The sequence below is a fragment of the Stenotrophomonas acidaminiphila genome (genome assembly GCF_014109845.1).
GTDB lineage: Bacteria > Pseudomonadota > Gammaproteobacteria > Xanthomonadales > Xanthomonadaceae > Stenotrophomonas > Stenotrophomonas acidaminiphila.
This window is the reverse complement of sequence record NZ_CP043567.1, coordinates 1446022-1467976: the sequence shown is the minus strand read 5'-3', so window position 1 is coordinate 1467976 and position 21955 is coordinate 1446022. Positions and strand designations below refer to the sequence as shown.

At 69.2% G+C, this 21955-nt stretch carries 19 protein-coding genes and 1 pseudogene; 6 read left to right on the top strand and 14 right to left on the bottom strand.

Annotated features, from left to right (window positions below; all coding sequences use genetic code 11):
- Nucleotides 1-131: 131 nt before the first annotated feature.
- The 5 genes from rodA to F0P95_RS06685 form a co-directional block, all read right to left on the bottom strand.
- Nucleotides 132-1262, bottom strand: coding sequence for a rod shape-determining protein RodA (rodA, locus tag F0P95_RS06705; RefSeq protein ID WP_182336180.1), 1131 nt, complete (start codon nt 1260-1262; stop codon nt 132-134).
- Nucleotides 1259-3259, bottom strand: coding sequence for a penicillin-binding protein 2 (gene mrdA / locus F0P95_RS06700; RefSeq protein ID WP_182336179.1), 2001 nt, complete (start codon nt 3257-3259; stop codon nt 1259-1261). The genes rodA and mrdA overlap by 4 nt, the downstream gene beginning before the upstream one ends.
- Before the next feature lie 3 nt (nt 3260-3262).
- Nucleotides 3263-3748 (bottom strand): rod shape-determining protein MreD, encoded by a 486-nt coding sequence (gene mreD, locus F0P95_RS06695; protein WP_054662893.1) that lies wholly within the window; start codon nt 3746-3748, stop codon nt 3263-3265.
- Nucleotides 3745-4806: a rod shape-determining protein MreC gene (gene mreC, locus F0P95_RS06690; RefSeq protein ID WP_182336177.1), complete on the bottom strand. Its 1062-nt coding sequence runs from the start codon at nt 4804-4806 to the stop codon at nt 3745-3747. Before mreC ends, mreD begins: the two co-directional genes overlap by 4 nt.
- Before the next feature lie 126 nt (nt 4807-4932).
- Nucleotides 4933-5979 carry a rod shape-determining protein gene (locus tag F0P95_RS06685; protein WP_182336175.1) on the bottom strand — a complete coding sequence of 349 codons (1047 nt, stop codon included), beginning with the start codon at nt 5977-5979 and terminating at the stop codon, nt 4933-4935.
- A gap of 275 nt (nt 5980-6254) precedes the next feature.
- On the opposite strand from F0P95_RS06685, the gene F0P95_RS06680 reads away from it, so the two are divergent.
- The gene (locus F0P95_RS06680) at nt 6255-7187 is read left to right on the top strand and encodes a carbohydrate kinase family protein (protein ID WP_182336173.1); all 933 of its coding nucleotides are present in this window, start codon (nt 6255-6257) and stop codon (nt 7185-7187) included.
- Between the two features lie 79 nt (nt 7188-7266).
- Here F0P95_RS06680 and F0P95_RS06675 read toward each other — a convergent pair whose 3' ends face one another.
- From F0P95_RS06675 to F0P95_RS06665, 3 genes are read right to left on the bottom strand one after another with little or no spacing between them, the layout of a single operon-like run.
- Nucleotides 7267-7503, bottom strand: a complete 237-nt coding sequence (locus F0P95_RS06675; RefSeq protein ID WP_054662880.1) for a hypothetical protein — start codon at nt 7501-7503, stop codon at nt 7267-7269.
- The gene (locus F0P95_RS06670) at nt 7503-8024 is read right to left on the bottom strand and encodes a hypothetical protein (protein WP_182336172.1); all 522 of its coding nucleotides are present in this window, start codon (nt 8022-8024) and stop codon (nt 7503-7505) included. Before F0P95_RS06670 ends, F0P95_RS06675 begins: the two co-directional genes overlap by 1 nt.
- A gap of 5 nt (nt 8025-8029) precedes the next feature.
- Complete coding sequence (locus tag F0P95_RS06665; RefSeq protein ID WP_182336170.1) at nt 8030-8770, bottom strand: hypothetical protein; 741 nt, start codon at nt 8768-8770, stop codon at nt 8030-8032.
- A 328-nt stretch (nt 8771-9098) separates the two neighbouring features.
- Between F0P95_RS06665 and F0P95_RS06660 the strand changes: the two genes are divergently transcribed.
- Nucleotides 9099-10412 (top strand): acetamidase/formamidase family protein, encoded by a 1314-nt coding sequence (locus tag F0P95_RS06660; protein WP_198422028.1) that lies wholly within the window; start codon nt 9099-9101, stop codon nt 10410-10412.
- A 236-nt stretch (nt 10413-10648) separates the two neighbouring features.
- Here the strand turns inward: F0P95_RS06660 and F0P95_RS06655 are convergent, their stop codons facing one another.
- Together F0P95_RS06655 and ubiE are read right to left on the bottom strand one after the other, a co-directional pair.
- A complete protein-coding gene (locus tag F0P95_RS06655) occupies nt 10649-12601 on the bottom strand; it encodes a M1 family metallopeptidase (RefSeq protein ID WP_182336168.1) in 1953 nt (650 codons plus the stop codon).
- A 109-nt stretch (nt 12602-12710) separates the two neighbouring features.
- Nucleotides 12711-13475: a bifunctional demethylmenaquinone methyltransferase/2-methoxy-6-polyprenyl-1,4-benzoquinol methylase UbiE gene (gene ubiE / locus F0P95_RS06650; protein WP_054662867.1), complete on the bottom strand. Its 765-nt coding sequence runs from the start codon at nt 13473-13475 to the stop codon at nt 12711-12713.
- Between the two features lie 92 nt (nt 13476-13567).
- Between ubiE and F0P95_RS06645 the strand changes: the two genes are divergently transcribed.
- Entirely contained in the window at nt 13568-14020 is a 453-nt protein-coding gene (locus tag F0P95_RS06645; protein ID WP_054662863.1) for a nucleoside deaminase, read from the top strand.
- A gap of 129 nt (nt 14021-14149) precedes the next feature.
- Nucleotides 14150-14401, top strand: a complete 252-nt coding sequence (locus F0P95_RS06640; RefSeq protein ID WP_182336166.1) for a hypothetical protein — start codon at nt 14150-14152, stop codon at nt 14399-14401.
- Nucleotides 14402-14495: 94 nt separating this feature from the next.
- On the opposite strand, the gene smeE is transcribed toward F0P95_RS06640, so the two are convergent.
- Together smeE and F0P95_RS06630 are read right to left on the bottom strand one after the other, a co-directional pair.
- Entirely contained in the window at nt 14496-17642 is a 3147-nt protein-coding gene (gene smeE, locus F0P95_RS06635; RefSeq protein WP_182336165.1) for a multidrug efflux RND transporter permease subunit SmeE, read from the bottom strand.
- A gap of 12 nt (nt 17643-17654) precedes the next feature.
- Complete coding sequence (locus F0P95_RS06630; protein WP_182336163.1) at nt 17655-18827, bottom strand: efflux RND transporter periplasmic adaptor subunit; 1173 nt, start codon at nt 18825-18827, stop codon at nt 17655-17657.
- A 187-nt stretch (nt 18828-19014) separates the two neighbouring features.
- On the opposite strand from F0P95_RS06630, the pseudogene F0P95_RS17805 reads away from it, so the two are divergent.
- Nucleotides 19015-19167: pseudogene (locus F0P95_RS17805) on the top strand (TetR family transcriptional regulator); the annotation flags it as partial.
- Nucleotides 19168-19534: 367 nt separating this feature from the next.
- Complete coding sequence (locus F0P95_RS17660) at nt 19535-19714, top strand: hypothetical protein (RefSeq protein ID WP_269150870.1); 180 nt, start codon at nt 19535-19537, stop codon at nt 19712-19714.
- Between the two features lie 64 nt (nt 19715-19778).
- Here F0P95_RS17660 and hslU read toward each other — a convergent pair whose 3' ends face one another.
- Nucleotides 19779-21155: an ATP-dependent protease ATPase subunit HslU gene (gene hslU, locus F0P95_RS06620; RefSeq protein ID WP_182336161.1), complete on the bottom strand. Its 1377-nt coding sequence runs from the start codon at nt 21153-21155 to the stop codon at nt 19779-19781.
- A gap of 126 nt (nt 21156-21281) precedes the next feature.
- Complete coding sequence (gene hslV / locus F0P95_RS06615) at nt 21282-21833, bottom strand: ATP-dependent protease subunit HslV (protein WP_104938016.1); 552 nt, start codon at nt 21831-21833, stop codon at nt 21282-21284.
- Nucleotides 21834-21955 lie beyond the last annotated feature (122 nt).

Here is a 21955-nt window from a genome sequence, read left to right as displayed (position 1 = left end):
TCCAGCAGGTCTGCAGGCCGGCCGCCACGGCGCGACGCGTCCGGTGGCGGATGCCATTGTGACGCTTTTGTTAAACCCGGTGTTTGATCCTGATCAACCTCTTCCGGACGGCGCCCGCCTGTGCCGCCGGCTCAGCCGTGGCCGCCATGCACCGGGTTGTAGCCGCGCGCGGCCATCACCAGGCCGAACCCGGCCAGCAGCGACACCGCGGCGGTGCCGCCGTAGCTGATCAGCGGCATCGGCACGCCCACCACCGGCAGCAGGCCCGAAATCATGCCGCCGTTGACCAGCGCATACACGAAGAAGGACAGGCCGATGGCACCGGCAACCAGCCGCGAATAGCCATCGCGCGACTGCGCCGCGATCCACAGGCAGCGGCCGATGATGAAGATGTACAGCGCGATCACGAGCGCCACGCCCAGCCAGCCGAATTCCTCGCTCAGCACCGAGAACGCGAAATCGGTGGTCTGCTCGGGAATAAAATTCAGGTGCGACTGCGAACCCAGCCCCCAGCCCTTGCCGGTCAGCCCGCCCGAGCCGATGGCGATCTTGGACTGGATGATGTTCCAGCCAGCGCCCAGCGGGTCGTTGTCCGGATCGCGGAACGTCAGGATGCGATCCTGCTGGTAGGGCCGCAGGAACGAGAACCACGAGATCGGCGCGAACAGGACCACCGCCAGGGCGCTGCCGCCGACCGTGCCGGCGGTGATGAACCACCACCACGGCATGCCCGACAGGTACAGCACGAACACGCCGCTGGCGGCGATCAGCATGGCGGTGCCCAGGTCCGGCTGCAGCATCACCAGCGCGGTGGGCACGCCGATGATCATGCCGGCGACCAGCACCACCGGTATCCGCGGCGGCAACGGCATCCGGTGCAGGTACCACGCCACCATCATCGGCATGCTCACCTTGAGCAGTTCGGCCGGCTGCAGGTAGAACAGTTTCAGGTCCAGCCACTGGCGGCCGTACTTGCCGGTGCCCAGCACGAACACCGCCAGCAACGGCAGCATCGACAATGCGTAGATCATCGGCGTCCAGGCGCGGATGCGCAGTACCGGCACCCGCGCGATCGCCCACATCGCCACCAGGCCCACCGCGAATCGCGCGCCCTGGGCCATCACCAGGCCACTGCCCCCGGCACTGTCCAGCACCGCCAGGCCCATGCCCATCAGCGCGCACAGCGCCAGCAGCAACGGCCAGTCCAGGCCGCGGGTAAGGCGCTGCGCCATTTCCAGCAGCCAGCGCAGGAAGTCCCTCATCGCCGTTCCTCCTGTGCCGGTTCCGGCGACGATGCCGGCGACGGTACCGGTGTCGGGAGCGGTTCGCCCGGCGGCGCTACCGCCGGAGCGGGGGCGGCGGAAACGGCAGTGGCCGCACCTTCGACCACGCCACTGGCATCGGCGGCCTGCTGCACGTCGGGCATCACCCCGAGCAGCCACGCATCGAACACCTTGCGCGCGATCGGCGCCGCCGCCGCGCCGCCGTAGCCACCGCCCTCGACCGCGACCGCGATGGCGATCCGCGGATCCTCGGCCGGGGCGAAACCGATGAACAGCGCACGGTGGCGCAGGTGCATCGGCAGGTTCTTCGGATTCACCGCGGCGGTGCCCTTGCGGCTGACCACCTGCGCGGTACCGGTCTTGCCGGCCATCAGGTACGGCGCGCCGGCCGCCACGCGCCAGCCGCTGCCGCCCGGCTGCATGGTGCCCATCATGCCTTCGCGCACGGCCTGCAGATTGGCCGGATTGGGACTGATCGGCCTGGATTCGGGCTGCGGCAGCGGCGCCCAGTCGTGGTCGAAGCCCACCTTCTGCTCGACCACCAGGTGCGGCCTGCGCAACTGCCCGGAGGCCAATCCGCCCACTCCGCGCACCAGCTGCAGCGGGGTCACTTTCCACAGGCCCTGGCCGATGCTGGCGTTGACCATGTCGCCCGGATACCAGCGCTCCTTGCGCAGCCTGGCCTTGGCCGCCGGCGACGGCAGGATGCCGCCGATCTCGCCGGCCAGATCGATGCCGGTGGGCTGGCCGAAGCCGTAACGGCCGCCCATGTACTGGTCGTAGCGCTCCACGCCCATGTCGGTACCGAGCTGGTAGTAGTACGTGTTCACCGACTGCGAGATCGACTTGCGCAGGTCGGTCCAGCCATGGCCGCCGCGATTGGCGTCGCCCCAGCCGCGGCTCACGCCCGGCAGGTAGAACATGCCGCGCGAGAGGATCTTGTCCTCGGGCCGGCGCAGGCCGCTGTCCAGCCCGGCCAGGCCGAGGAACGGCTTGACCGTGGAGCCCGGCGCCACGCCGCCGAGCACCAGGCGGTTGAACTGCGGCCGCGAGGGGTTCTCGTTGAGGCGCTTGAAATCGGCGTGGGAAATGCCGTTGACGAACAGGTTGGGGTCGTACGACGGCAGGCTGACCATGGCCAGGATCTCGCCGGTGCGCGGGTCGATCGCCACCGCCGACCCTTCCTGCTCGCCGAACGCGGTCACCATCGCCTGCTGCAGGTCGACATCGATCGACAGGCGCAGGTCCGCGCCTGACTGCGCGGGCACGCGGCCAAGCGTGCGGATCGCCCGGCCCTGCACGTTGGTCTCCACCCGCTCGTAGCCGACCTTGCCGCGCAGCTGGTCCTCGTAATAACGCTCCAGCCCGGACTTGCCGATATGGGTCAGCGCCGCGTTGCCCTCGCCCAGCTCCTGCAGGTCCTTGTCGTCGACCCGGCCGACGTAGCCGATGACATGCGCGAGCAAGTCGCCGTAGGGGTAACGACGGGTCAGGTAGGGCTCCAGCTCCACGCCCGGGTAGCGCCAGCGGTCCACCGCGAAGCGCGCCATCTCCTCGTCGCTGACGCGCAGCTTCAGCGTCACCGGGATGAAGCTGCGCCGCGCCTTGCGCGACTGGTTGAAACGCTCGATGTCCTCGTCGCTCAGCGAGAAGATCGCCCGCAGCCCGTCCAGGGTGGCGGCCATGTCCTGGACCTTGTTGGGGGTCACGTCCAGGCGGAACGCCGGCACGTTCTCCGCCAGCAGGCGGCCCTTGCGGTCATAGATCAAGCCACGCCCGGGCACCACCGGCCGCGCCTTGATGCGGTTGGCTTCCGAGCGGGTGGCGTAGACGTCGTGGTCCAGCACCTGCAGCTTGAAGTACCAGCCGGCCAGCACGCCGAGCCCCAGCAGCACGCCGAGGAAGCCGACCGCCGCACGGCGCCGGAACTGCTCGGCCTCGGCCTGCGGGTTCTTGTGCTGGCGCCGCCCGTACATGGCTCAGTGCCCGCGCTTGCCCAGCCGCGCGGCGTCCAGCAGCACGTAGATCGGCAGCCACAGCAGCATGCCCGGCAGCGGCGCCCACCAGTAGCTCCACGGCAGCAGCGGCTCGGCGGTGAACAGGCGCACGGCGGCGCTGATGATGCGGTCGTTGAGCAGCAGCCCGCCGATCGCCAGCGCCTGCTGCGACAGCGGGAAGAAGCGGATGCGGGCACGGAAGCGCTGCAGGATGAAGGCGAACACCACCAGCCGCAGCGCCTGCTCGCCGAGGATCCCGCCGTACAGCAGGTCGGCCAGCAGGCCGATGCAGAAGGCGAAGCCCAGCCCGACCCGCTCGGGGGTTTCGATCACCCAGTAGCCCAGCACCAGCGCCAGCCAGTACGGGCGGATCGGCTGCAGCAGGTCCGGCAGCGGCACCAGCCCCAGCAACAGGGCCAGGGCGATGCTCGCCGGCAATACCCAGCCCCGGCTGCGCAGGCGGCTCATCGGCGGTCTCCTGCCGGCGCCGCCGGCACGTCGGTGGCCGGGGACGCGGTGGCGGCCGGCGTCGGTACGGGCGCCGGCGGGGTTGCCGGTGCGGTGGCCGCATCGGCTGGCGCCGCCGGTGCAGCGCCCCGCGGCACCTCGTTGCCCGGCACCGGACGCGGACCCGGCGCGGTGTCGCCGGCCGGCGGCTCCAGGCCGGTGGTCACCGGCATGCGCGGGATCTGCGGCACCGAGCGCAACAGCAGCACGTCGCGGCCGCGGTCCAGCTTGGCCGCCGGCTCCAGCTCGCCGACCAGGAAGGCATGGGTGTCGTCCGGCCGCAGCTGCAGGATCCGGCCCACCGGGAAGCCGGCCGGGAAGCGCCCGCCGAGCCCGGAGGTGACGATCTCGTCGCCCACTTCCACCCCGGCGCTGAGCGGAATGTCGCGCAGCTCGAGGCGGTCGCCGCGCCCGTAGGCGATCAGGCGCACGCCGTTGCGCGCCACCGTCACCGGCACCGCATGGTCGGGGTCGGTCAGCAGCAGCACGGTCGAATGCAGCGGGGTCACCGCGATCACCTGCCCCATCAGCCCACCGGCATCGATCACCGCCTGGCCGATGCGCACGCCTTCGCGGCTGCCGGCATCCAGCACCAGGCGCTGCTTCACCGGGTCCAGGTCGATATCCAGGATCGGCGCCAGCTGCACGTCCAGCCCGCTGCGCTCGGCCACGTTCAGCAGCTCGCGCAGCTGGGCATTGTCCAGCGCCGCGGTCTGCAGGCGGGTCAGGCGCGCGTTGGCCAGCAGCAGCTGGTTGCGCAGTTCACGGTTCTCGGCGACCAGTTGGTTGTGGCTGGCGGCGTTGTCGCGCACCGAGGCGCCCAGGCGCCCGGGCAGGCCGGCCAGCGCCCACACCGGCTGCACCGCCACGGCGGCCTGCGTGCGCAGGCGCGACAGCCAGCCGCCCTGGTCGTCCAGCACGATCAGGGTGATCGCCAGGGCCAGGTAGGCCAGCAGCCGCAGGGTGCTGCTGGCGTCGCCCTGTCGGGAGGCTACGGGTGGACCGGCATAGGGCGGCACGACGGACTTCAGCTGGAAAAATACGGGAGAAGGATGCGACGACGCCCCGGCGGTGCGATGCCCGGCGCCTGCGCGCCACGGGCACCGCGCCGCAGAGGCGCAGGCGCGGCAGGGAGCCGGTGCGGCTTATTCCGGCGCAAAGAACTCGTTGCCGTGCATGTCGACCAGCTCCAGTGCACGGCCACCGCCACGCGCCACGCAGGTCAGCGGGTCGTCGGCCACCTGCACGTGCAGGCCGGTTTCCTCGGAGATCAACCGGTCCAGGTCGCGCAGCAGGGCGCCACCGCCGGTCAGCACGATGCCGCGCTCGGCGACGTCGGCGCACAGTTCCGGCGGAGTCTGCTCCAGTGCCAGCTTGACCGCCGAGACGATCCCCGACAGCGGCTCGTGCAGGGCCTCGAGCACCTCGTTGGAGCTGATCTTGATCATCTTCGGCACGCCCTCGGCGAGGTTGCGGCCGGAGATTTCCATCTCCTGCACCTCGGCCTGCGGGTAGGCGCAGCCCAGTTCCACCTTGATGCGCTCGGCGGTGGCTTCGCCGATCAGCATGCCGTGGTTGCGGCGCACGTAGTTGGTGATCGACTCGTCGAAGCGGTCGCCGCCGATGCGGACCGAGGCTGAATAGACGATGCCGTTGAGCGAGATCACCGCCACTTCGGTGGTGCCGCCGCCGATATCGATGACCATCGAGCCGCACGCCTCGGTGACCGGCATGCCGGCGCCGATGGCCGCCGCCATCGGCTCCTCGATCAGGTACACGTCGCGTGCGCCGGCCTCCTCGGCCGATTCCTTGATGGCGCGGCGCTCGACCTGGGTCGAGCCGGCCGGCACGCATACCAGCACGCGCGGGCTCGGGCGCAGCACGCGCGACTTGTGCACCTTCTTGATGAAGTGCTTGAGCATCGCCTCGGTGTAGGTGAAGTCGGCGATCACGCCGTCCTTCATCGGGCGGATGGTGGTGATGTGCCCCGGGGTACGGCCGAGCATCTGCTTGGCCTCGGCGCCGACGGCGGCCACCGAGCGGGTACCGCCGATGGCGCGGTCCTGGCGCACGGCCACGACCGACGGCTCGTTCAGCACGATCCCCTGCCCGCGCACGTAGATGAGGGTGTTGGCCGTGCCCAGGTCGATGGACAGGTCATTGGAGAACATGCCGCGGAGCTTCTTGAACATCTGGGGAGTGATCCTGAGGGCGCGCGCCCACGCCGGATGGCGAAAAAATGGGCAGAAAACGAGGTTGGCTAGCCTATCAACCCACCCCGGCACGGGCAAGGAAAATCCATGCCCGCAGCGGGTTTGGAGGCCCTTGCCCGGGCGCCCCGGCGACACGTGGTTCTGGTCGCGCGCCGCCGCAGCCGGTACCCTTATGCACTTTGGCGCGCGCCCGCGCCACCCCGCCTGCGCCCGCATGGCGGCGGCCCCCCTTTACCCGTATAGGCCCGTTCGCGATGTCCGCTCTGATCTGTGGTTCCCTTGCCTTCGACACCATCATGGTGTTCCCGGACCAGTTCAAGAACCACATCCTGCCGGACAAGGTGCACATCCTGAACGTGTCCTTCCTGGTCCCGCGCATGCGCCGTGAGTTCGGCGGCTGCGCCGGCAACATCGCCTACAACCTGCACCTGCTCGGCGGCGCCCCGATCCCGATGGGCACGGTGGGCTCGGACTTCGGCCCGTACCGCGAGCACTTCGACGCACTGGGCATCGACCTGACCCGGGTGCGGGTAATCGAGGAGCTGTTCACCCCGCAGGCGTTCATCACCACCGACCACGACAACAACCAGATCACCGCCTTCCACCCGGGCGCGATGATGCGGTCCTACGAGAACCACGTGAAGGACGTGCCGGGCGTGACCCTGGGCCTGGTCGGCCCCGACGGCCGCGAGGGCATGATCCAGAACGCCATCGAGTTCAAGGAGATGGGCGTGCCGTTCATCTTCGACCCGGGCCAGGCCATGCCGCTGTTCAACGGCCCGGAGCTGCGTACCTTCATCGAACAGGCCGACTACGTGGTGGTCAACGACTACGAGTCCAACCTGCTGCAGGAGCGCACCGGCTGGAACGAAAAGGAGATCGTCGGCCGGGTCAAGGCCTACATCACCACCCGCGGCCCCAAGGGCGCGGTGATCCACACCCCGGAAAAGAGCTACGACATCCCGCCGGCGCACGAACGCCGCGTGGTCGACCCGACCGGCTGCGGCGACGCGTTCCGCGCAGGCCTGATCTTCGGCATCCAGAAGGGCTACGACTGGCTGACCATCGGCCGCATGGGCAACCTGATGGGCGCGCTGAAGGTCGAACACCCGGGCACCCAGAACCAGCGCTTCGACTTCGACGAGTTCAACGAGCAGTTCAAGCAGCAGTTCGGCTACGCGCTCTGATCCTGCGCGCCCGGGACACATGCAGACGGCGCCGCAGGGCGCCGTTTTCGTTTGCGTCTGCGGACCGCGCCACGGCCCATTAGCGCGGCGCGTAGCGCGCCGCCTCGCGCTCCAGCCACGCCGGCAGCTCGCGCCGGCGCACGCCGTCGTCCCTGGCGCGCTGCAGGCAATCGAGCATGTAGCGCCGTTTGTCCTCGTCATCGCCGGCCAGCGACAGCGCCAGGTCACGGTCCATCCAGCGCCGGAACAGCAGGTACAGCACCACGTGCAGGGCGATGGCCAGCACGCTGACCACGATCACGATCACCAGATCCATCACCGCACCTCCGTCGTTGCCGGCGCCACCATCGACCCGCGCACCCGCGCCAGTTCCTGGCCCAGGGTGAGTTCCCGCGACCCGCGCCGCAGGTTGCCGGCACGCAGCACGCTGCCGCCGGCCAGATAGAGCAGGTAATGCTCCCCGGGCCGCAGCGCGACATTGCCGAATTCCGCCGACGGCAGGCAGCCGATGGCGTCGAGCCGGTTCGCCGGCGCCACCTGCAGCGCCGCATCCCCTGCCCCCTTGATCCACTGGCGCACATGCACCCGGGCATCGTCCGGTGCGACCGCCACGACGTCGGCGATCACGATGGCGTCGGCCCGGGTGGCAAGCATGGCGGCCAACGCCTGTTGCCGTTGCAGGTCCCCAGCCACGAGCCGGCGCTGCATGTCGGCGGGCAGGCTGCCGCAGGCGAGCGCCGGCGGCGGGGGCAGCCACAGCAGCGCGACCAGCGCGCATGGCCAGTACGCGCGCGGCGCACCGCGGCGCAGCGGCTTGGAGCCGGCGTGCGTGTCCATGCCGCTCAATCCCAGCCCGCGGGCATCTGGCTGCCATCCAGCCCGCCGGTCTCGAAGACTGCTGTACGGGTGCCGCCGGCCTTCACCGGGAACTCGATGCGCACCACCCGGGCCTTGCGCGCCAGCCGCCACAGGCCACGGTTATCGGTGATGAACATGGCGATGGCCTCGTCGGTGTCGGGGCGGTACGCGGCCATCCGCCGCGGCGCCTGGTCGTCCACCGTCACCGTGACCTGGCAGCTGGCATAGCACGCCTTGGCGAAATCGCCGGTCTGCAGCACCAGATAGGCGTGGCGCTTCCATTCCGGATGATCGCGGAACACCAGCTGCACCACCTTGGGGCCGGTGCCGTCGACATCGACCCGCTCCTTGCCCTGGATCATCGCCGAGCGCTGCACGCCCTTGCTGCCGACGGCCACCTGGTTGTAGCTCCACAGGCCCTGCATGCGGCGCAGTTCGCGCGCGGCCTCCGCCTTTTCCTTGACCTCGGCGAAGCCCGGCTCGATGCGGCTGGCGGCAGCCGATCCGGGAAACTGGTCGAGCAGCGCGGCGCCGTGGACACGCGCCTTCTCCCACTCGCTGGCGGTCACCGCCGCGTCGTAGAGCCTGGCGATGCCGTCGGCATCGGCCTCGCGCCGGGCACGTTCCTGGGCGGCGGCGGCCTCCTGCTGCTGGCGCTCGGCCTCCGGGTTGCTGCAGGCGGCCAGGGCGACGACGCACAGGGCGCCAAGGATCAGGGGTTTCATCGAGCGACTCCGCGTGGACAGGCGCGGCGATGCCGCGCGATGGCGTCCACTTTAAACACCCGCGTGGTGCTCCGTCATTCCCGCGCCGCCCACCCCCATGCCGCGGGTGGCACCGGCGCGTGCATGCCAGCCACTCCCGCATCTCCGGCGTGGCCAGCGCCGCGCCACGCCGTACTCGACGCCGGCAGCGGGTTTGCCGCTCCAATCGTCCCCGCCCTGCGACCCATGCACCGGCAGCCCATCCCGTTACGTTTGACACTGCGGCAGCGGCATACCCCTTCGTAGACTCCGCCAACATGCCCCCGGGCGCCTCACGGGCACACGACACGTGCGTACCCCACTGAAATGGTCCTCGCTGTTGTTGTCCGCATTCCCGTTCGGCGCCCTCGCCGCCGACCAATGGATCCTGACGACCGATCTGTGGGGCAACACCGCCCAACAGACCTTGAACCTGGACGTGCAGGGCGCGCGTGTCAGCGGAACACTGGGCGGGGACCCGATAACCGGCCGCCTGGAGGGTGCGCAGCTGCAGTTCACCGCGACCGACAGCGACGGCCAGCTCCATCACTACGACGGCCGCATCGAGGGAAACCACATGCAGGGCCGCAGCGACGAGCCCGATACCAACAACCGCAGCGCGCGTGCGGCGCACTCCTTCAGTGCGTGGCGGGTACCGACGCGGGCGGACGCTGGGCCACGCCTGCACGCGTTCACGCCAACCGATTATTCCAACACGTTCGATGCCGATCGCGCTGCGGTACTGGTGATCTGGCCGGGCGATTCGGTGCAGACCCGCACCCTGGATTCCGGTGGCGTCGACGAGAACGGCATCACCCGCGCATTGTTCGGCAACCCACAGGTCGGCCCCTTCTTCGTAGCCGGGGCTGAACCGGGCGATACGCTGGCGATCACACTCCAATCGCTCGGACTCAACCGCGATTACGCCGACAGCCTCGACGGCATCGTCGGGCGTTTGAAGACCCCTCGCATCGCCACGGAAACATCCAAGCTGGGCAACCCGGTTCGCTGGGAACTGGATCGCGTGCGCGGCGTGGCGCGGCCGCAAGGCGCCAGCGGCAGGTTGAGGAACTTCGAAATCCCGGTCAAGCCGATGCTCGGCGGTCTCGCCGTCGCACCCGGTTTCGGTTACCCCCCCTTTTCCACCGGCGACACCGGCGACTTCGGCGGCAACATGGATTTCAACGCCGTGGTCCAGGGAAACACGGTTTACCTGCAAGTGCAGCAACCCGGGGCGCTGCTCTATCTGGGCGATGGGCATGCCCTGCAGGGCGATGGCGAAACCAGCCAATGGGCGCTGGAAACCTCGCTGGATGTGGTGCTGAAGGTTGAGCTGATCAAGAACCACCCCATTGCCACTCCGCGGGTGGAATCACCCACCCAGATCATGACGCTGGGGCAGGCCGGCTCCAGCGACGATGCGCTGCGCCTGGCGACATCGGGGATGCTGCAGTGGCTGCGCCAGGCCTACGGCCTGGACATGTCGCAGGCCACCCAGGTACTCGGGGTGGCAGCGCAGTACAGCGTGGTCAATCTTGCTGGCCGCAGCGTTGGCGTAGCGGCGAAGATCGACAAATCGGTGCTGAAGAGTCTGCCGGTTGCCGCGGGAAAAGCGGGCGACTGACCGGCCGTGGCCGGGGTCGAGCCCCGGCATGCGCAACGCCCGGCAAGCACCGCGCATTGGGCGCGCCATCCAAAGGCGCCCGCGTGCTGCTACGTGCCCGTCCCCTGCCCGGCCAACGGCCTGTCCCGGGGGGGGCGCCGCACGGGTCCGGGCGGCACGCCCCTTGGCATTCGCGGGGATGGAAACACGGACGGCGAGCCGAAGCTCGCCGTCCGGGTGAAGCGCGATCGGGCTGATTACTGCTTCGGCACTGCGTCCGGCTTCGGCGCGGCCTCGGCCTTGGCGATCATGTCGGCCACCGACGCGGTGGTGATCGGGTGATAGCCCGGCTTGGCCCTGGCGAATACCTCCTTGGCGAAGGCCAGGCCTTCCGGGGTCTTCAGCAGCTCGGCGTAGATCGGCAGGATCAGCTTGCGGCGACCGACCTTCTGGATGAACTCGCCGGCGGCCGGCTGGGCCTGGGTGTAGCCGCTGCGGATGGCCAGCGGATACCAGCGCATGGCGATCTCGCCGTTCGGGGTGCCGGTGAAGTGGTAGCCCTTGTCCAGCTGTTCGAGCTTGGCCACCGGCACGGTCTTGCCCAGGCCGTCGATGAAGCGCACCCATTCCTGGGTGGTCCACTGGCTGGTCACCTGGTTGCTCGGCAGCTGTTCGCTGCCCAGCCAGGCGATGCGTGCGGTGTCGACCACGGCGAAGCCGCGCGAGCGGGCCTTCGGCGCGAACGACGGGATGCCCGGCTCCTCCAGCCACGCGTGCAGTTCGGCATCGCTCACCGCGGTCGGGTTCTTCGGCAGCAGGTTCTTCTTCAGGTACTCGACGAACTGGTCGGTATTGGCGCTCTGGAAGGCATGGTCATCGAACCAGCCGCGCAGGAATGGATCGAACACCTCGCGGCCGAAGCGCTGCTCCAGGAACTGCAGGAACCATGCGCCCTTGACGTAGGCCACCTGGCTCAGCGCGTCGTCCGGGTCACGCTCGTTCAGCGGCGGCAGCGCCAGCGCCTGGTCGGCCGGGCTCATGTCCTTCACTTCGTTGAGCAGGTCGGTCTGGTCGATCTCGCGCTCCATCTCGGCCGCCTCCTGGCCGTACAGCGCTTCGGTGATGCGCGCCTGCACGTAGGTGGTGAAGCCTTCGTTGAGCCAGATGTCCTTCCAGCTGGCGTTGGTCACCAGGTTGCCCGACCAGCTGTGCGCCAGCTCATGGGCGACCAGCGAGACCAGCGACTTGTCGCCGACGATCACGGTCGGAGTGGCGAAGGTCAGGCGCGGGTTCTCCATGCCGCCGAACGGGAACGACGGCGGCAGCACCAGCATGTCGTAGCGGCCCCAGCGATATTCGCCGTACAGCTTCTCGGCGGCACCGATCATCTTCTCGGTGTCCTCGAACTCCTTGGCCGCCTTGTTGACCATGGCCGGCTCGGCCCACACGCCCGAACGCGGCGAGATCGGCTCGAACACCAGGTCGCCGGCGGCGATGGCCAGCAGGTAGGACGGGATCGGCTGCGGCATCTTGAAGGTGTAGTCGCCATCGCGGGCGGCCTTGGGGTCGTTGTCGGCGCTCATCAGCACCATCACGTCCGGGCGGCTGGCCACGTGCGCGCTGTAGGTGAAGCGCACGCTCGGGGTGTCCTGCAGCGGCACCCACGAGCGCGCGTGGATGGCCTGCGACTGGCTGAACATGAAGGGCAGCTTCTTGCCCTCGGTCATCGACGGCTCCAGCCACTGCAGGCCCGAGGCGGTCGGCGCGGTGTGGTAGGTGATGCGCACGCTGGCCGGCTGCTCCGGGGCCTGGATGGTCAGCTTGCTGCCGAACACCTTGTCCGCCGGCGCCAGCTCGAACTGCAGCGCGGTGGCGGCGCCATCGGCAGCCAGCGCCTCGACCTTGGCGATGGTCAGCTCGCGGGTATCCAGCACCAGCTGCCTGGCGGCCTTGTCCTTCCACTCCAGCGCATAGGTGGCGGTGCCGCCGATCTGCTTCTGCTCGAAGTCGACCTTCAGGTCCAGCGCCAGGTCCTTGATGACGACCTTGTCCGGCTCGGCGTAGGAGCTTTCATCGTGGCTGCGGCTGACGGTGTTCACGGCGGCGGCGGGCTTCTCGGCGACGGGGGCGGCGACGGGGGCGGCGGGGTCCTTGGCGCAGCCGGCGGCGAGCGCGACGGCCAGGGGCAGCATCAGGAAGGGTGAACGCATGGGATTACCTTTGCAGCGAAGGAGTGGGTGCAGCAGGCGAGGCGCGGAAGAAGGCGGGAACGCGGACCCGGGCAGCGCCCGTCCCCGGTTCCCGGGCCCTCTCCCATGCCTAGATCTTGTAGCCGGAGTGGATGGCGACGATGCCGCCGCTGAGGTTCTTGTAATGGCAGCGGGCGAATCCGGCCTCGGCCATCATCGCCTTGAGCTCTTCCTGCGGCGGATGCTTGCGGATGCTCTCGGCCAGGTACTGGTAGCTGTCGCCGTCACCGCGCGCGAACAGCTTGCCGAGCCGCGGCAGCACCTTGAACGAATGGAAATCGTAGATCGGCTTGAACCAGTCGGCGGTGACCTCGGAGAACTCCAGCACGCGGGCCTGGCCGCCGACCTTGAGCACGCGGTACATCTCGCGCAGCGCGGCGTCCTTGTCGGTGACGTTGCGCAGGCCGAAGGAAATGGTCACCAGGTCGAAACTCTGGTCCGGGAACGGCAGCGCCTCGGCGTTGAGCTGTACCCACTCGAAGCCGGACACGTGGCCGCGGTTGGTGAGGCGGTCGCGGCCCACCGACAGCATGCCGGCGTTGATGTCGCCCAGCACCACGCTGCCTTCGGCGCCCAGCCGCTCCTTGAGCAGCACCGCGATGTCGCCGGTGCCGCCGGCCAGGTCGAGCACGCGGTCGCCCGGCTTCACCTGGGCGGTGGCCACGAAGTAACGCTTCCACAACCGATGGATGCCCAGGCTCATCAGGTCGTTCATCAGGTCGTAGTTGTCGGCCACCGACGTGAACACCTGGCCGACAAGCTTCTGCTTGTCCTTGGCCGGCACGTCGCGGAAGCCGAAGTGGGTGGTGCCGCTCTTGTAGGGGGATTCGCTCATGCGCCCGATTATCGCACTCCCGCGGCGGCGGCGTGCCGGGGCCCGGGAGCGGGCCGTTATCATGGCCGGCCACCCGACGGATGCCCGCCCCCATGATCGCCACGCCCGACTACCGCGCCCTGCTCGACACCGCCATCGCCGAGGCCCGCCAGGGCCTGGCCGAGGGCGGCATCCCGATCGGCGCGGCGCTGTACCACAACGATGGCCGCCTGCTCGGCTGCGGCCACAACCGCCGGGTGCAGGAGGGCGACCCCTCCATCCACGGCGAAACCGACGCCTTCCGCAAGGCCGGCCGCCAGCGCGGCTACCGCGACACCATCATGGTCACCACCCTGGCCCCGTGCTGGTACTGCTCCGGGCTGGTGCGCCAGTTCAACATCGGCACCGTCGTGGTCGGCGAATCGGTCACCTTCGCCGGCGGCATCGACTGGCTGCGCGAGAACGGGGTCAGGGTCATCGACCTGAACGATGCCGGCTGCATCGAGATGATGCGCGGCTTCATCGCCGGCAATCCGGAAGTCTGGAACGAGGACATCGGCGAGTAGGCCCGGCGCGACGCCACCGGATGTGACGCGCTCCACATCCGGGCGATTCCGCCATCGCGCCGCCACCCAGGTGTCATCGGCACCGGCTATGCTCGGTCATGCAGGGGGCACTGCCATCAAGGTGACGCGATGCAATTTTCGCCCGTACACGGACGCCATCGGGAATCGCTGCGCCAGGCCGGAGAACGCCTGCGCGCCCACTATGCCCGCCATCGCCGCTCCGCCGCCTTCTGGGACGCCTACCAGCAGATCCAGAACGAGCTGGCCGAGGCCTTCCCCGAACACCGCGCCGAACTGTGCAACCGCATGGCCACCTTCGCCCAGCGCCTGGGCGCGGTGGAGGAGGCGCAACTGGTGGATGCGGAGGTCCGGCCGGACTGACCGCCAGGGCACATGACGACGACGCCGGGGCATGCCCCGGCGTCGCCATGCCGGCGGGGCGACCGGCGCCACGCCGGCCCCCGCGGCACCGGGCTCACGCCTGCGGCGGTTCCCCGTTCGCGGCCAGACGGCGGCGATTGAACAGGCGCTGCACCACCACGAAGAACAGCGGGATGAAGAACAGGCCGAGCACCGTGCCGGCGATCATGCCGCCCAGCACGCCGGTGCCGATGGCGCGCTGCGCGCCGGAGCCGGCGCCCGAGGCGATGGCCAGCGGCAGCACGCCCAGGCCGAACGCCAGCGAGGTCATCACGATCGGGCGCAGGCGGTCGCGTACCGCATGCATCGTCGCCTCGATCACGCCCGCGCCCTTCTCCAGGTGCTCCTTGGCGAACTCGACGATCAGGATCGCGTTCTTCGAGGTCAGGCCCACCGTGGTCAGCATCGCCACCTGGAAGTAGACGTCGCGTTCCATGCCGCGGAAGGTGTTGGCCAGCACCGCGCCGAGGATGCCCAGCGGCGCCACCAGCAGCACCGCGGTCGGCACGCTCCAGCTCTCGTACAGCGCGGCCAGGCACAGGAACACGATCAGCAGCGACAGGGTGTACAGCAGCGGCGTCTGCGAACCGGCCTCGCGCTCCTGGTAGGACACCGCGGTCCATTCGATGCTGAACCCAGGCGGCAACTGGCTGGCCAGCTTCTCCACCTCGGCCATGGCGTCGCCCGAGGCCACGCCCGGCGCCGCCTCGCCCTGGATTTCCAGCGCCGAAACGCCGTTGTAGCGCTCCAGGCGCGGCGAACCGTAGTCCCAGCGCTGGCTGGCGAAGGCCGAGAACGGCACCATCTGCCCGGCGCTGTTCTTCACCGTCCACAGGTTGAAGTCCTCCGGGTTCATGCGGAACCCGTCGTCGGCCTGCATGTACACGCGCTTGACCCGGCCGCGGTCGATGAAGTCATCGACGTAGCTCGAGCCCCATGCGGTGGCCAGGGTGCTGTTGATCGCATCCAGCGACAGCCCGTGCGCGCCGGCCTTGGCCACGTCGATGTCCAGCCGCAGCTGCGGGGTATCGTCCAGGCCGTTGGGGCGGACGTTGGCCAGCTTGTCGCTGCTGCCGGCCATGCCCAGCAGCTGGTTGCGCGCATTGACCAGCGCATCGTGGCCCTGCCCGGTGTTGTCCTTCAGGAAGAAGGTGTAGCCCGAGGCGGTGCCCAGTTCCGGCATCGCAGGCGGCGGGAAGGCGAAGATGAACGCGTCCTTGATCTGCCCCAGCGCGGCCATCGCGCGCCCGGTGATCGGGCCCACGCCCTGGTCGGGGGTGCGCTCGTGCCAGTCCTTGAGCTTGACGAAGGCCATGCCCGAGTTCTGGCCCATGCCGGAGAAGCTGAAGCCCTGCACCGAGAACACCGATTCCACGGCGTCCTTCTCGTTCTGCAGGAAGTGGTCCTCCAGCTTGTAGATCGACTCCAGGGTGCGCTCCTGGGTGGCGCCCACCGGGGCCTGCACCAGCGCCATCAGGATGCCCTGGTCCTCGTTGGGCAGGAACGAGCTGGGCAGGCGCATGAATAGCACGCCCATGGCCACCGCCAGCGCCGCGAACACCGCCATGAAGCGCCACGGCCGCGCCAGGATGCCACGCACGCCGCGCTGGTAGGTGCCGCTGGTGCGGTCGAAGCCGTTGTTGAAGCCATTGAAGAAACGCCCGGCCAGGCCGCGGTGGGCGACGTGGTGCTCGCCCTTCTTCAGCGGCTTGAGCATGGTCGCGCACAGCGCCGGGGTCAGCACGATCGCGACCAGCACCGACAGCGCCATCGCCGAAACGATGGTCGCCGAGAACTGGCGGTAGATCACGCCGGTGGAGCCGCTCATGAACGCCATCGGCACGAACACCGCCGACAGCACCAGGCCGATGCCGACCAGCGCGCCGGTGATCTGGCCCATCGACTTGCGCGTGGCTTCCAGCGGCGACAGCCCTTCCTCGGACATGATGCGCTCGACGTTCTCCACCACCACGATGGCGTCGTCCACCAGCAGGCCGATCGCCAGAACCATGGCGAACATCGTCAGCATGTTGATCGAGAAGCCCAGCGCGGCCAGCACGCCGAAGGTGCCCAGCAGCACCACCGGTACCGCGATCGTCGGGATCAGCGTGGCGCGGAAGTTCTGCAGGAACAGGTACATCACCAGGAACACCAGCACGATCGCCTCGAGCAGGGTCTTGACCACGCCCTTGATCGACACCTTCACGAACGGCGTGGTGTCGTACGGGATCACCGCCTTCAAGCCGTGCGGGAAGTTGGCCGCCAGCTCGTCCAGGGTCGTGCGCACGCCCTCGGCGGTGGCCAGCGCGTTGGCGCCGGTGGCCAGGGTGACGGCCAGGCCCGAGGCCGGCTTGCCGTTGTACCGGGTGACGAAGTCATAGGTTTCCGCACCCAGCTCCACGCGCGCCACGTCGCCCAGCTTCAGCGTCGAGCCGTCGGTCTCGGTGCGCAGCACGATGTCGCGGAACTGCTGCGGGGTCTGCAGCCGGTCCTGCGCGTTGATGGTGGCGTTGAGCTGCTGGCCCTTCACCGCCGGCGCACCGCCCAGCTGGCCCACGGCCACCTGCGCGTTCTGCGCGCGCACCGCCGCGGTCACCTCGTCCACCGAGACCCGGTAGGTCTGCAGCTTGTTCGGATCCAGCCAGATGCGCATGGCGTACTTGCCGCCGAACACCTGGATCGAGCCCACGCCCGGCACGCGGCTGAGCGGGTCGATCACGTTGGAACCGACGTAGTCGGAGATGTCGTGCTCGTCCATGCTGCCGTCCTCGGACACGAAGCCGATGACGTTGAGGAAGCCCGAGCTGGACTTGGCGACGTTGATGCCCTGGCGCTGCACTTCCTGCGGCAGCAGCGGCATGGCCAGCTGCAGCTTGTTCTGCACCTGCACCTGGGCGATGTCCGGGTTGGTGCCGCTCTCGAAGGTCAGGGTGATGCTCGCCTGGCCGTTGGAAGAGCTGTTGGACGAGAAGTAGATCAGCCCGTCCAGGCCCTTCATGTTCTGCTCGATGATCTGCGTCACCGAGTCCTCGACCACCTTGGCCGAGGCACCCGGGTAGTTGGCCGAGATCGATACCGCCGGCGGTGCGACCTCCGGGTACATCGAAATCGGCAGCTTGAGCATCGCCAGCGCGCCGGCGAGCATGATGATGATGGCGATGACCCACGCGAAGATGGGCCGGTCGATGAAGAAGCGAGCCATGTGCGTCTCCGCTTACTGCTTGGCGGCCGGCGCGGACGGCGCGGCGGGCTTGGCGGGCGCGGCACCCTTCTCGGTGGCCTGCACCGGCATGCCCGGGGCGATCTTCTGCAGGCCCTCGACGATGACCTTGTCGCCGGCCTTGAGGCCGTCCTCGACCAGCCACGTGTCGCCGATGGCGCGGCTGACGGTGACCGCGCGCTGCGCGACCTTGCCCTCGGCGTCCACCACCATCGCGCTGGTGTTGCCGCGGGGATCGCGGGCAATGCCCTGCATCGGCACCAGCAGCGCGTCCTGGCGCACGCCGCTGCCCAGCACGGCGCGCACGAACATGCCCGGCATCAGCACCTGGTCGGGATTGTCCACCCGCACGCGCAGGCCGTAGCTGCCGGTACCCGGGTCGACGCTGACCTCGGAAAACTCCAGCGTGCCCTTGTGCGCGTAGGTGCTGCCGTCTTCGAGCACGATGTCCACCGGCAGCTCGGAGGCGCCCTGCAGGCGCCCGGCGGCCAGCTCGCGGCGCAGTTGCAGCAGCTCGGCCGAGGACTGGCTGACGTCGATGTAGATCGGGTCCAGCTGGTTGATCGTGGCCAGCGCTTCGGCCTGGCCGGCGTTGACCAGCGCGCCCTGGGTGACGCTGGACTTGCCGATCTGGCCGCTGATCGGCGCGGTGATGCGGGCATAGCCCAGGGTCACGTTGGCCGCGTCCAGCGCGGCGCGGGCGGCGCCGACGTCGGCCTCGGCCTGCTTCCAGGCGGCCTGCGCGTTCTCGTCGTCCTGCACGCTGATGACCCTGCTCTTGACCAGCTCGCTGCTGCGGCGCGCGGCCAGGCGCGCGGCGTTGGCGCTGGCCTCGGCCCGTGCCAGCTGGGCGCGGGCGCTGTTGGCCTGGGCGCGATAGGCGGCGTCGTCGAGCTGGTACAGCGGCTGGCCCTGCTTGACCACGCTGCCCTCGGTGAACAGGCGCCTGGCGACGATGCCGCTGACCTGCGGGCGCACCTCGGCGACCTGGTAGCCGGTGGCACGGCCGGCCAGTTCACGGGTCAGGGTGACCGGCCCGGCCTTCAAGGTGACGACGGTGACCTGGCCGGGACCACCGCCCTGCTGCGGCGGCTGCCCGCCGCAGGCGGCCAGTGCGGCGGCAACCAGCAGCGACAGGAGGGCGGGACGGAGAATCGATCGATTCATGGCGGGGAGACTCGGCAGTAGGTAAGGAAGCCACCCGACCGGGCCGGCCCGCCCCGGAGGGCGGCCACCCGCGGCGGTGCGCGGGGCGAACCTGCGCACGCGGCCGTGATCGGACGACGGGAAAAGAGCGCGGAAGAATACATACATGCACGTCTGTTTGTAAATTGGTAGAATTCAGACATGTTTCATGTCAGCTGTGAGCAACGGCAGTGCGATGGCGCGTAAGAGCAAAGAGGACGCGCAGGCGACCCGCGAGGGCATCCTCGACGCGGCGATCGCCTGTTTCCACGAACATGGGGTGGTCGGTACCACGCTGGCGATGATCGCCACCCGCGCCGGTTATACCCGCGGCGCGGTGTACTGGCACTTCAAGAACAAGACCGAAGTGCTGGAGGCGATGATCGAGCGCGACCGCATGCCGTTCGTGCAGCGCCTGCAGCGCACCTACGCACCGCAGCGGCAGACCCCGATCCTGGACCTGCGCGAGGTCATCCGCGTCTCGCTCGCCGAGCTGGTCGGCGACCCGCGCCAGCGCAGCCTGATGGAGATCCTGCTGCGCAGCGAGCAGTCCAGCGAAAGCCTGAGCGTCCAGGCGATGCAGCGCCAGAACTCGCAGGAGGAGCTGGACATGGTCACCCGCACCCTGGAACGCGCGCGTGAGCTGGGGCAGCTGCGCCCGGGGCGTCGATCCCGCCGCCGCCAGCCGCATGCTGCACATCAGCCTGACCGGCGCGCTGTACAACGCCATGGCGCAGCCGGAGCAGTACGACCTGGAACGCGACGGGCTGATGGTGATGGACGTGGTGCTGCAGGCCTACGTCCGCGACGGGGTGTTCCAGCCGGGCGTGTTCCCGGCCCAGGCCGACAGCGCCGGCTGGGACGCCTGATCCCGCGCCACCGGTACCAACGACAACGGCGCCCGCGGGCGCCGTTGTCGCAATTGCGGTCCGGTTACAGGATGTAGCGGCTCAGGTCCGGGTCCTGCACCAGTTCGCCCAGGTACCTGTCGACGTAAGCGGTGTCGATGGCGAGGGTTTCGCCGTCGCGGTCCGGGGCCTCGTAGCTGAGCGTGTCCAGCAGCCGTTCCAGCACCGTGTGCAGGCGACGGGCACCGATGTTCTCCTGGCGCTCGTTGACCTGGAAGGCGATCTCGGCCAGGCGCTCGATGGCGTCGGCGGTGAAGCTCACCTTGACGCCTTCGGTGGCCAGCAGCGCCTCGTACTGCTTGGTCAGCGCCGCCTTCGGCTCGGTGAGGATGCGCACGAAGTCGTTCTTGCTCAGCGCACCCAGCTCCACGCGGATCGGGAAACGGCCCTGCAGTTCCGGGATCAGGTCGCTGGGCTTGGCCAGGTGGAACGCGCCGGAGGCGATGAACAGGATGTGGTCGGTCTTGACCGTGCCGTACTTGGTGGACACGTTGGAGCCTTCCACCAGCGGCAGCAGGTCGCGCTGCACGCCTTCGCGCGAGACGTCGCCACCGGACGCGTTCGAATCACCGCGCTTGGCGACCTTGTCGATCTCGTCGATGAACACGATGCCGTGCTGCTCGCAGGCCTCGATGGCCGCGCTGCGGATGTCGTCCTCGTTGACCAGCTTGCCGGCCTCCTCTTCCACCAGCAGCGGGCGCGCGGCCTTGATGGTCAGGGTGCGCTTGTTCGACTTGGCGTTGCCGAGGTTGGCGAACATCGAGCGCAGCTGCTGGCCCATTTCCTCCATGCCCGGCGGGGTCATGATGTCCATGTTCACGTTGGCGGACATCTCCAGCTCGATCTCGCGCTCGTCCAGCTCGCCGTTGCGCAGCATGCGCCGGAACTTGATGCGGGTCTCGCTGTCGGCCGCCGACGGCTCGTTGCGCGCGGCTTCCGGATCGAAGCCGATGCCGGCGCTGCGGCGCGGCAGCAGCGCGTCGAGGATGCGGTCCTCGGCCTTCTCCTCGGCCTGGGTGCGCACCCGCACCTTGGCCTGCTCGCGGTACAGCTTGACCGCCGTGTCGGCCAGGTCGCGGATGATCTGCTCAACGTCCTTGCCGACGTAGCCGACCTCGGTGAAGCGCGTGGCCTCGACCTTCACGAACGGCGCATTGGCCAGCGTGGCCAGGCGCCGGGCGATCTCGGTCTTGCCGACGCCGGTGGGGCCGATCATCAGGATGTTCTTGGGCATCACCTCGTTGCGCAGCTCGGCCGGCAGCTGCATGCGGCGCCAGCGGTTGCGCAGGGCGATGGCGACCGCGCGCTTGGCATCGTGCTGGCCGACGATGTGGCGGTCCAGCTCCTGCACGATCTCGCGCGGGGTCATGGTGGCGGAGGACACTTCGATCTTGTGGTTCATGGCTTTACCTGGAAAACGATGGCGCCGGGGGGCGGGAGTCGCGGGCTGCACGGAATGCCGGAACCGGTGGAAGCGGGATGCCGCACGTGGGCTCCGCCGCCTGCAGGTCGCGTCCGGCACGTGCCCTCAGAGTTCTTCGACCACCACGTTGGTATTGGTATAGATGCAGATGCCGCCGGCGATGTTGATCGCCTCGGTGGCCACCGCGCGCGCGTCCATCTGGGTATGCGCCAGCAGCGCGCGCGCCGCGCTCAGGGCGTAGGAGCCGCCGGAGCCGATGGCGATGATGCCGTCTTCCGGTTCGATCACGTCGCCGGTGCCGCTGATGATCAGCGAGGTTTCCCTGTCGGCCACGGCCAGCAGCGCCTCGAGCTTGCCCAGGCGGCGCTCGGTGCGCCAGTCCTTGGCCAGCTCCACCGCCGCGCGGGTCAACTGGCCGTGCTTCTCCAGCTTGGCTTCGAACAGCTCGAACAGGGTGAAGGCATCGGCGGCGGCGCCGGCGAAGCCGGCCAGCACCTGGCCGTCGCGGCCGAGCCGGCGCACCTTGCGCGCATTGCCTTTCATCACCGTGTGGCCCAGCGTGACCTGGCCATCGCCGGCGATCGCCACGTGTTCGCCGCGGCGCACGCAGCAGATGGTGGTGGCATGGAAAACATTCGGGTTCTGGCTGGGATCCATTGGAGCCTCCGGGGTGTCCCGGCAACAATGGGGGCAGCGGCGGACGGTTCAAGCATCCGCGCCCGGGCGGCCACTGCTTGATTCAGGTCAAGCAGCGCCCGCGGCGGCGGGACGATCATGGC